We start from the raw sequence: 10,522 nt of genomic DNA, 5'->3' as shown, positions 1-10,522 counted from the left end.
GGGAACGGACCTTGCGTCAGCTCTGGTCGAGCAGGGTCAGGAGTTCCTCGTTGTAGAAGTCGTCGATGGCAATCGCTCCCGACAGAGTCGAGAAGTATCGGTCGATGTACTCCTGATGACCGACCAACTTCCGGAGCATGTCGGTCCGCCCCTCGGGCTTGAGCTCAGCCACGTTGAGGGCACCTTGGTAATGGTTGAGGGCCTCATTGCTCAGGTTGTTCTCGTAACGCCGTAGCGCCGTGCTGAGCGCGCGGTCGTCGTGCAGCCGGTCCCCGATGTAATCGGTGAGCGTCTGCGCCTGGACGAAAGCCTCGGTGATGCCGCGAGCGGTGATGGAGTCCTTGTGGTTGACCGCGTCGCCCACCAGTACCCAGCCGGACCCGTATGCCTTACGGAAGTAGTTCTCCTGGTGTCCGGTGCCGTAGAGCTGCTCCACGCGCTCACCGGACTGCATCCGCTCCCAAAGCTCGGGTGCCGTCGTGCGAAAGGTCTCGAGGTAGAAGGGCTCGATCCCCTTGCGGACCTCGTTGAAGTCGGCCTGCGGGAAGTACGTCATGAGCAGGGTGAGGTCATTGTTGGTGGGCAGGACGCCGATCCATCGCCCCGGCCGCTCGTACAGCTCGAAGTCGGCCGGCACCCCGGCCCAGTAGCTGTAGTAGACACAGGTGAGCCGCGCATGCTCGATGACGTTCGGCGCGCCGACCTTGCGGGCGACCAGCGAGCGCATGCCGTCCGCGCCGACCACCAGGCGGGCACGCTCGGTCGCCTGCACACCGCCGGGCGTCGTGTACTTCACTCCGACGACCCGGTCGTCCTCGTACACCAGGTCGTTGACCGCGCAACCCTGCCGGAAGTCGACGCCGGCCTCCACGGCGCCCTCCGCGAGCAGGGGGTCGAGCACGAACCGCCGAGGGGCGTACGTGGTCCGCAGCCCATCCATCGGCAGGGAGAACCCCTCGACGCGGACCCCGGCCGCCTCGTACACCTGGCGGGTGATGGGCTGCGCGTCGGTGGCGCGCAGCTTGTCCAGCAGCCCCCACCGGTTAAGCAGCGCCACGCCCTGCATGTGCAAGTAATGCGAGGAGAGCGTGTCCTGCGGGAAGTTTGCTTTCTCCAGGAGCAGGACTCGGTATCCCTGCCGCGCGAATAGCATGGCCGTCGGCGAACCCGCACAACGGGCACCTATGACAATGACGTCGTACATGGCGCCTCTCTTAACCAGGCAGTTTCATTAATCAGGGTCGGCCCAGAAGAGGCCATGTGAGGTATGCCCTCTCACCGCGGGTCCGGAAAAACGTCCGCTGCCGGGCACAAAACTGATGTTAATCGGCCGGGCGAGCCGGGTATATATGCCCGAGACGTGCTGCCGCGGTGTTGTCCCGCCAGCGGGACAACACCGCGTGTGCCGCTACCGAGCTACCGGCTGCAGTGATTCGATGTACGCGGAGACGGACGCCACAGTGGGGTTCCGGAAAAGCTGGTCCACTGGCACCTCGACGCCCAGTTCCACCATGAAGGCGCGCTGAATCTTCGCCATTATCACCGACTGGCCGCCCAGCGCGAAGAAGTCGTCGTCGAACGCCAGGTCATTGCGCTGCAGCTCGCGGCACCAGATGGCGTGCACCTTTTCGGCAATCATCACAGTCCTTTCGTCGGTCATCGCGTCACCACATCGGCGCGCAGCTCGTCGAGCAGCGCCGCGCGGTCGACCTTTCCGTGCGGGCTCAACGGCAGTCGGGCGATGGTGCGGAACCGGGCCGGCACCATGTTGCGCGGCAGCGACTCGAGGAGCCGGGCGCGCACGTCGTTCTCCGCGAGCTCCTCGCCGATGGGCACCAGGAAGGCCGTCAGCTCCGACTCCCCGGAGTCCGTCCGCGCGACCACCACCGCGGCCTGCCGGACGCCGGGCAGCCGGCCCAGCGCCCGCTCGATGTCGTGCGGATCGATGCGCATCCCTCGCACCTTCACCTGGGTGTCCATCCGGCCCAGGACGATGAGCTCGCCGGCCTCGTCGATGTACCCCCGGTCGCCCGTGCGGTAGATCCGCACCGGGGCGCCGTCGGCCTCGATCGTGGTGAAGCGCGCCGACTCGGGACCCGATCCGTTGAGGTAGCCCGCGCCTACGCTCGACCCGGCGATGCAAATCTCACCGTGCTCGGCCGCTCCCACGCCGCGCAGATGCTCGTCGAGGAGGTGGATGTCGGTGTTGTAGGCCGGACGGCCGACCGGCGCGACGTCGTGCTCGCCGCTGCGGTAGCCGGCCAGGTCGTACGAGGTCGCGACGTCCGCACACTCGGCGACGCCGTACTGGTGCAGCAGAGTGCATCTGTTTCCCGGGCGCCGGGCCCAGTCCAGGACCCGCTCCACGTGCAGCGGTTCCCCGCCGAAGAGCACGTAGTCCAACCGGCTGAGCGCGTCGCCGCCGGACGCCGTCTCCCAGTCCACCAGGACGTAGAGCGTGGACGAGGCGCAGTGCACGACGCGGATGTCGTGCTCGCGCAGCATCCGGTAGGCCATCGCGGCGTCGAAGTTCCGGCTCGCCATCAGGTACTGGGTGGCACCGCAGAACAGCGGCGCCATCAGGCTGCGCTGCGAGAGGTCGAAGCCGAACGCGCTCACCACGAGGTTGTTCGATCCGCGGTCTAGGCCGTATTCGAGGGCCAGCCAGTTCAGCAGGTTGAACCAGTTTCGGTGCCGCACCGCGGTCAGTTTCGGGGTACCGGTCGAACCCGAGGTGAAGACCGCATAGCACAGGTCGTCCCCGGTCACCGCGACGTCGGGGCCGGTTACCGGGAGCGCCGCCAGCTCGGCGCCGAGCTGCGCGAGGTCGATGACGGCGGCGGTCGCGGACTCCACCAGCCCGGCCGTGGCGGGGGCGGCGACGATCACGGCAAGGTCGGGAATCTGTCCCAGCAGTAGCCGCAGTCGCGCCTCCGGATAAGCCGGGTCGAGCGGCACGTAAGCAGCGCCGGCCTTGAGGGTGCCCAGAATGGCGACCACCATGTCGATCGAGTAGTCGAGGCAGACGCCGACCTTCGCGCCTCGTCCGTGCCCGCGCCGGGCGAGGAAGTGCGCGAACTGGTTGGCCCTCGCGTCCAGCTCCCGATAGGACAGGCGCCGCCCGCCGCAGTGCACGGCGATCGCGTCCGGGGTGGCTTCGGCGTGCGCCTCGAATCGCCGGTGAACGACCGGCGCCGCAGGCAGGGGGACTCGTTTTCCCGCAAGAATCATGAAGCTACTCCGATGTGACGGGTGACGGCCGGCCAGGCTGTCCGGCCACCACGGAAGGGGACTTTCCGGCGTCGTCAGGCGACGCGCCGGTCAGCGGCGTCGAGCACCTGGGTGACCCATGCGTCCACGGAGAGACCGTGCGCGGCCGCCACCTTCGAGTAGCAGTCGAGTTGGCTCGCGGACAGCTCGATGGTGAGCTTGGTGGTCGACCGCCGGCGTTTCTCGGCACCGGCCGACTCGGCCAGCTGCGGGACCCCCTTGAACTGTTCGCCGTCGGCGACGGCCGGCACCGCCTCCTGGCTCCGCTCGGCCAGGCTGGCGCGGACCGCCTTACGGAGCTCGTTGCGCGACCACTTCTGCTGCTCGGCCTTGCGGAGCCAGTAGTCCTGCTCCGCCGGCGCGAGGCGGGCCAGCTCGGCGTGGTGGGCAAAGCTGAGGCTGTCCCGGCGGCGGTGCTCCTCGAACCTCCGGGCCACCCACGCGTAGTTGCGCAGGGTCTGGTAGTCCAGCCCGGTCCGCTCGATCGCCTCCCGGTAGCGCCGCCACCCGTAGGCGGCCTCGCCGAAGATCAGCCAGTCAGCGAGCCACCAGGCCGACGAGTTGGAGAGCTCACGCAGGCTGGACCCGATCTGCTCCCAGGACCGCTCGGACAGGTTCTTCGGGAAGACCATTCCGGACTTGCGCACCGTCGCCTGTTTCCCGACGAACGACACCACGAGATCGCGTGGTGTGGACTCGCCGCCCGCGCTCACCGGTCCAGCCCGGTATTCGTCCATGGTTTTCACGTTGATCCCCCATTAATGGTGAAACCAGAGGCCTGCCGGGGTGGCGCCGGTCGATCGAGCACCCCCGGCCGACCGACGCCCTATTTGGCCTCGGCCAGCCTGCTCATGTAGTCCGCAACTTCGCGATGCCTGCCGGGCGTCTCCTGGAAATTCCGGCACACCCGCTCCCGTGTCTCGCTGCTCTGTTCCTGGCTGAGCTTGAAAATGGCCGCTGCTCGGGTGACCGTGAAGCGGAACGCGCCCACAGCCGGAAGGATCTTGCGGAAGTGGCCGATTGACTCAGCCATGTCCCAGCCGTAGCCGAAGTCGGCCTCCAGGGCTCCTGCGGTGGAGCGCACCACCGAGAGCGTCTCCTCGGCGGACTCGATCGGCTCAAGCACGCCGCGCACCTGCGCCGCCGTGTAGTTCCAGGTGGGAGCCGCGGGAACGGGCGGGTACAGCGCCGGCGAAACGTAACCGTGCGGGCCGGCGAAGCTGAGCACCGCGGGCATTCCCGGCCGCAGCGCCTTCCACTGGGGATTCCCGCGGTTCATGTGCCCGAGCAACGTCATTCCGGTCAGATCCGTCGACTCCTCGGCCGGCAGCCCCGGATCCGGAATCACCGGCAGGTGCGTACCGAAAGGCCCATCCGCATCGGTGCCGTTGGTCATCAGCAACGCGAGTGGATTTCGCCGCATCAACTCGAAGATCCACTGCGCTTCCGGCTCTCGGTACATACCAGGCACGAACATGGTGTTCCACTCCTCCGCGAGATCCACCGATGGTCAGTTCGCCGCCATGGCGTCCCGCAGACTCCGCGGCCGCAGGTCGGTCCAGTTCTGCTCGACGTACTCCAGGCACTTGGCCCGGACGTCCTCGCCGAAGGCGATCCGCCAGCCGGCCGGCACCTCGGCGAAGGCTGGCCACAGGGAGTGCTGGTCCTCGTCGTTGACCACGACGTAGAAGCGGCCGTCCTCGTCATCGAAGGGGTTCGTGCTCATGTGCCACCGTCCTCACAGCGTCAGTGAATGCTTCGGGATTCAAATGCGACATGACCTGGTCGCGGCTTGCCGTTCGGCGTCGCCCTATCGGGAGGACGGGCACTTACGGCCGCCATAGCAATTCGGGAGCCATCGTAAGGCCCGACCGCCGACGTCAGTCAAGGTCAATAAGACCCCTGACAGCCAGGCGTTCACCCCGATCGGATCCCGGGAATCCCCTCCCCCTTCGCAAGATCAGTTCACCACCCCTAACTCCGCTTCCCGACCCTTATACGGGTGCCTCCGACCTCGACACCGCACCAAATCGGAATACGCTGAGTACTCGGCAGGAGCCGCCCGAAGACCACGGCTGGAAGGGAGGTCGAGTGCCCGATTAGGGGTACACGCACACGCCGTCGCGGGCCTATCCTCCCAACGTCACCACACCGGACCATTCGGCTTCATCCGCATCCCGCCAGGGAGACGTTTTCGCCAGCATCTGGCGTTGACAGTCCCGGGCCCGCCGGGAGAGTGCGATTTTCGAATGGACCAACGGTGGACGGGTGAATCCGATATCGGCATCGGGTCGACCGCGTTTGAGTCCGGCAAGGATGGTGGAGAAATGAAAAACTCAGCAATTTCGGTTTCGGGGCTACGCAAAACATACGGCGACAAGAAGGTGCTCGACGGCATCGACTTCGACGTCGCCGCCGGATCGATCTTTTCCCTGCTCGGCCCGAACGGGGCGGGCAAGACCACGACCGTGAACATCCTGACGACGCTGCTGCGCGCCGACGCCGGGACGGTGTACGTCGCCGGGCACGACGTGGCCACGGCGACCAAGCGGGTACGCGCGTCCATCGGCGTGACCGGCCAGTTCGCCGCGGTGGACGAGCTGCTGTCAGGCCGGGAGAACCTGCGCCTAGTGGCCGACCTCAAGCACGTGCGCTCCGGCGACAAGGTGGTCACGCGACTGCTGGAGCGGTTCGACCTGGTGGAGTCGGCCGACAAGCTCGCCGCGACCTACTCCGGCGGCATGCGCCGCAAGCTCGACCTGGCGATGACCCTGATCGGAAACCCGGAGATCATCTTCCTGGACGAGCCGACGACGGGCCTCGACCCGCGCAGCCGGCGCACCATGTGGGGCATCGTCCGCGAACTGGTCGCCGAGGGCACCACGATCTTCCTCACCACCCAATACCTTGAGGAGGCCGACCAGCTCGCCGACCAGATCGCCGTGCTCAACCAGGGCCGGCTGGTCGCCCAAGGCACGCCCGAGCAGCTCAAGCGCCAGGTCCCCGGCGCGCACCTGCATCTGCGCTTCGCCGATCTGCACGACCTCGCGGCGGCGGCTGCCGTCGTGGAGGGGTCCACCCGGGACGACGAGGAACTGGCCCTGCGCGTGCCGCACAACGGTGAGCCGCGGTCGCTGCTGACCGTGCTGAACCGGCTGGACGAGCAGATGATCAACCTGCAGGAGTTCTCCGTACGGACTCCCGACCTCGACGACGTCTTCCTGTCCCTGACCGAAACCAGCAACAACCACCGGAATGAGGAGGCGATCGCACGATGAGCGCTGTCGCGACGTCGTTGGGCGACTCGGCCGTCATGCTGCGCCGAAACTTCAAACACACCCTGCGCAATCCCACCACGGTGTTCAACGCGATCCTGTTCCCGATCGTGATCATGTTGATGTTCGTCAAGGTGTTCGGGGGCGCGTTCAGCGTCGGCTCGAGCTACATCGACTATGCGACGCCGGGCATGCTCGTGATGGCGATCAGCTACGGGCTGGGTGCCACCGCCACGGCGGTGAATTCCGACATGACCAAGGGCATCATCAACCGTTTCAAGGTCATGGACGTCTCTCGAGGGGCCATGCTGACCGGACACGTCGTCGTGACCACGCTGCGCTGCCTGGTGGCCTGCGGCGTCATCGTCGGGGTCGCCTTCGCGCTGGGCTTCCGCCCCGCCGCAGGCCCCGGCGACTGGCTCGCCGCGATCGGCGTCGTCCTGCTGCTCAGCTTCGCGGCCGGCTGGCTGACCGTCGCGATGGGACTGGCCGCGAAGACCGTGGAGTCGGCGGGCCTCGCCACCGTTCCGCTGATCATGCTGCCGTTCCTGAGCAGCGCGTTCGTGCCCGCGGATTCGATGGGAGCCGGCGTCCGGCAGTTCGCGGAGTACCAGCCGTTCACCCCGATCATCGAGACGCTGCGCGGGCTGCTGATGGGCAACGCGTCGACGTCCAGCGCGCTCGCGGCCGTCGCCTGGTGCCTCGGGCTGGCCCTGATCGGCTACGTGTGGTCGATCTCCAGCTTCAACAAGCAGGCCTGACCGGCCGGCGAACGCCTCCGCGCCGTCTCGGCGAGCTCCCGCCGCCAAGCCACCCGATCCGCTCGTCTCGGCCTCGTCTCGGCGAGCCCCCTCCCCCCGGCCGGGACGACGCCGGACGATCCGCTCGTCCCGGCGAAGGCCGACGGACGAGCACGACACCCGCCCCCACCCACCTGGATGTGATCATGACTGAGAACCCCGTCGAAATCATCGATCTGCACAAGTCATTCGGTTCCGTCAAGGCGCTCAACGGCCTTCATCTGACCGTCCGCCCCGGTGAGGTCGCCGGATTCCTCGGACCCAACGGCGCCGGGAAGTCGACCACGATCCGGGTGCTCCTCGGGCTGCAGCGCGCCGACTCCGGCACCGCCCGGCTCTTCGGCGGCGACGCCTGGCGCGACGCCGTGGCCCTGCATCGCCGGCTCGCCTATGTTCCCGGCGACGTGAGCCTGTGGCCCAACCTCACCGGCGGCGAGGCGATCGACTACCTCACCCGGCTGCACGAGCCGTCGGCAGATCGGGCCGGACGCGAGAAGCGCAAGGCGGCCCTGCTCGAGCACTTCGAGCTGGACCCGACCAAGAAGGCGCGGACGTACTCGAAGGGCAACCGCCAGAAGGTGGCGCTCGTGGCCGCCTTCCTGGTCGACCCCGACCTCTACATCTTCGACGAGCCGACCTCGGGCCTGGACCCGCTGATGGAGGCGGTCTTCACCGAGCACGTCCAGCAGGTCAAGAATGCGGGGAAGGCGGTGCTGCTCTCCTCACACATCCTCAGCGAGGTCGAGAAGCTCTGCGACACCGTCACCATCATCAGGAGCGGCCGCACGGTCGAGTCGGGCACGCTCGCCGAGCTGCGCCACCTGACCCGCACCACCGTCAGCGCCCTGGTCACGCAGGATCCGGCGGCCCTCACCCGGCTCGCCGGCGTCCATGACGTCGTCACCACCGCCGGCGGCGACGTCACCAAGGTGGAGCTCTCCGTCGACAATGCCCGGATGGGCGCCGTCCTGACCGCGCTGACCGAGCTGGACGTGCGCGGCCTCACGGCCACCCCGCCGTCGCTGGAGGAGCTGTTCATGCGGCACTACGGCGGGGACCAGGCCACCGCCGCGCACCGCAGCCTCGAGGCGGTGTCCTGATGAGCACGCTGCCCATCGGCGCCGTCCGGCAGGTGCCGGCCGCGCGCGTCGCACCGGCCGCCACGCTGGCGGGCACCGGCTACCTCCTGCGCTTCATGCTCCGGCGCAACCGGGTCCGGCTGACGGTCTGGTCCGGTTCGCTCGTCGCATTCTGCGGTTACTACGTCGTCGCGATCGGTGCGGTCTACCCCGGCGCCGCCGAACGGCAGAACCGGGCCGCATCGATCGCGAACGCCGGCGGCACGCTGCTGGCAGGACCGGGCTACGGGCTCGAGCACTACACGATCGGCGCGATGTTCGCGAACGAGATGTCGCTGTGGCTGATGGCGCTGCTGGCGACGATGAACATCCTCCTGATCGCGCGTAACACCCGCGCCGAGGAGGCGAGCGGCCGCACCGAGCTCGTGCGCGCCCTGCCCGTCGGGCGGCACGCGGGGAGCGTGGCGGCGTTCCTGGTGGTGATGATTGCCGACGCCGCGTTCGCCGTGTTCGGCAGTGCGCTGCTGATCAGTGCCGGAAAGCTGGCCCCGGCGGACACCGCCACGATGATGGCCGGCATCATGCTGACGGCGCTGGTCTTCGCCGGCGTCACGACGGTGGCCAGCCAGCTGACCGTGCACAGCCGCGGCGCCAGCGGCCTCGCCTTCGCGGCGCTCGCCGCGGCGGTCCTGATCCGCGGCATCGGTGACATCGAGCAGCGCCACGGCAGCTGGCTCTCGTGGCTCTCGCCCATCGCCTGGGCCCAGCAGACGCGGGCGTACGTCGACGTCCGCCTCTGGCCGCTCGGTCTGAGCGTGCTGGCGATCCTTGCCGCGCTGGCGCTCGGGGCCGCCCTGGCCTCCCGGCGCGACCTCGGGTCCGCCCTCCTGCGCGGCCGGACCGGGCGCGCCGACGCCGCGCCGTCGCTGACCGGGCCGTTCGCTCTCGTTCTGCGCCAGCAGCGGGGCGCGCTGCTGTGGTGGCTCGTGGGGTGCGTGGCGATGTTCGGCCCGGCCGGGCTGTTCCTCGGCGCGGACTCCGCCGCCTCCCTCAAGTCGATCGCCGATCAGAACTCGCTCACCTCGACGATCTTCGGCGCGGATCCCGTAGCGGCGTTCCTGGCCATCATGATGCTGCACAATGCGCTCGCCGTGGCCGTGTTCACGACGGCGGCGGTGCTGCGGATGAAGCCGGAGGAGGACGAGGGCCGCCTCGGGCTCGGCCTGTCGCGGGCGGCGTCGAGGACGGGCGCGCTGCTCGCCCACCTGTCAGTCGCCGGGATCGGCGCGCTCGTCCTGCTGTTCCTCGGCGGCGCGCTGCCGCTCTGGGCCGGCGCGTCGGCCTCTGGCGGCAGCACCAGCCTGCTGGTCCTTCTGAAGAGCGCCGGAGCGTTCGCGCTCGGCGTCGCCGTGCTGATCACTTTCACGGCGGCGCTCTATGCGTGGATGCCCAGAGCGAGCCCGCTCGCGTGGGTACTGTGCGCGCTCGTCGTCGTGGAGCGGTTCTTCGGTGCGGTGCTTCACCTGCCCGCCGTGGTCAAGATGCTCTCGCCGTTCTGGTGGGTCGGCAGCTATCCGAAGGCTCCCCTCGTCCCGGCACACCTGATCGGCCTCGGCGCAGCGGCGACCGTGCTCCTGGTTCTGGCCGTCGCCGGCTTCCGACGGCGCGACATCACCGCCGGCTGAGTACCGGGCCGGCCACGCTACGCGGGCGAGGACGCCTGTGTGGCGGCAACGGATCGCGGCTGCGTGCGTCCCGCGGGGCCTGGCTACCCGCCGCGGTAGCCAGGCCCCGCGGGACGCACTACGCACGTAGCCGAATGCCGGGTGCCGCCGCGGTTGCGGCCCGAGGGAAGGACCCCCTAGACACCCCCGACTTTCCGGCACCGCGAGGAAAGGGGTGCCTCCGGCACGAGGGCCGCACCTAGTGTCACGACGCCGACATCGGCTGCCGCGGTCCTCACCCGGCTGCCGCGGTCCTCACCCGGCTGCCGCGGTCCTCACCCGGCCGCAGCGGCGGCCGGACCGCAAGACGGGCACCGGGCCCCCGACCGGGGCCCCTGCATCCGTCCACAGCAAACGCTGTTGGCGGCACCGTT

The 10,522-nt window shown here is 68.7% G+C and carries 10 protein-coding genes; 4 read left to right on the top strand and 6 right to left on the bottom strand.

Going from position 1 to position 10,522, the window contains the following annotated elements; translation table 11 throughout:
• Nucleotides 1-16: 16 nt before the first annotated feature.
• The 6 genes from EDD30_RS20675 to EDD30_RS20650 form a co-directional block, all read right to left on the bottom strand.
• The gene (locus EDD30_RS20675) at nucleotides 17-1,204 is read right to left on the bottom strand and encodes an NAD(P)/FAD-dependent oxidoreductase (protein ID WP_123678394.1); all 1,188 of its coding nucleotides are present in this window, start codon (nucleotides 1,202-1,204) and stop codon (nucleotides 17-19) included.
• 204 nt (nucleotides 1,205-1,408) lie between these two features.
• Nucleotides 1,409-1,660 (bottom strand): acyl carrier protein, encoded by a 252-nt coding sequence (locus EDD30_RS20670; protein WP_244945336.1) that lies wholly within the window; start codon nucleotides 1,658-1,660, stop codon nucleotides 1,409-1,411.
• Nucleotides 1,657-3,231 carry an amino acid adenylation domain-containing protein gene (locus EDD30_RS20665; protein ID WP_123678393.1) on the bottom strand — a complete coding sequence of 525 codons (1,575 nt, stop codon included), beginning with the start codon at nucleotides 3,229-3,231 and terminating at the stop codon, nucleotides 1,657-1,659. The genes EDD30_RS20670 and EDD30_RS20665 overlap by 4 nt, the downstream gene beginning before the upstream one ends.
• 74 nt (nucleotides 3,232-3,305) lie before the next feature.
• Nucleotides 3,306-4,007 (bottom strand): LmbU family transcriptional regulator, encoded by a 702-nt coding sequence (locus tag EDD30_RS20660; protein WP_244945335.1) that lies wholly within the window; start codon nucleotides 4,005-4,007, stop codon nucleotides 3,306-3,308.
• Nucleotides 4,008-4,096: 89 nt separating this feature from the next.
• The gene (locus tag EDD30_RS20655) at nucleotides 4,097-4,774 is read right to left on the bottom strand and encodes an FMN-binding negative transcriptional regulator (RefSeq protein ID WP_244945334.1); all 678 of its coding nucleotides are present in this window, start codon (nucleotides 4,772-4,774) and stop codon (nucleotides 4,097-4,099) included.
• Between the two features lie 6 nt (nucleotides 4,775-4,780).
• The gene (locus EDD30_RS20650; RefSeq protein WP_123678392.1) at nucleotides 4,781-4,996 is read right to left on the bottom strand and encodes an MbtH family protein; all 216 of its coding nucleotides are present in this window, start codon (nucleotides 4,994-4,996) and stop codon (nucleotides 4,781-4,783) included.
• Between the two features lie 601 nt (nucleotides 4,997-5,597).
• Here EDD30_RS20650 and EDD30_RS20645 point away from each other — a divergent pair.
• The 4 genes from EDD30_RS20645 to EDD30_RS20630 all read left to right on the top strand — a co-directional run bounded on the left by EDD30_RS20645 (nucleotide 5,598) and on the right by EDD30_RS20630 (nucleotide 10,109).
• A complete protein-coding gene (locus EDD30_RS20645) occupies nucleotides 5,598-6,548 on the top strand; it encodes an ATP-binding cassette domain-containing protein (RefSeq protein ID WP_123678391.1) in 951 nt (316 codons plus the stop codon).
• On the top strand, nucleotides 6,545-7,306 hold the full coding sequence (locus EDD30_RS20640; RefSeq protein ID WP_123678390.1) for an ABC transporter permease: 762 nt from the start codon (nucleotides 6,545-6,547) through the stop codon (nucleotides 7,304-7,306). The genes EDD30_RS20645 and EDD30_RS20640 overlap by 4 nt, the downstream gene beginning before the upstream one ends.
• A 185-nt stretch (nucleotides 7,307-7,491) precedes the next feature.
• Entirely contained in the window at nucleotides 7,492-8,445 is a 954-nt protein-coding gene (locus tag EDD30_RS20635; RefSeq protein ID WP_123678831.1) for an ABC transporter ATP-binding protein, read from the top strand.
• On the top strand, nucleotides 8,445-10,109 hold the full coding sequence (locus EDD30_RS20630; RefSeq protein WP_244945333.1) for an ABC transporter permease: 1,665 nt from the start codon (nucleotides 8,445-8,447) through the stop codon (nucleotides 10,107-10,109). The genes EDD30_RS20635 and EDD30_RS20630 overlap by 1 nt, the downstream gene beginning before the upstream one ends.
• Nucleotides 10,110-10,522 lie beyond the last annotated feature (413 nt).

The organism is Couchioplanes caeruleus (assembly GCF_003751945.1).
Lineage (GTDB): Bacteria > Actinomycetota > Actinomycetes > Mycobacteriales > Micromonosporaceae > Actinoplanes > Actinoplanes caeruleus.
This window is presented reverse-complemented; position numbering and strand designations above follow the sequence as displayed.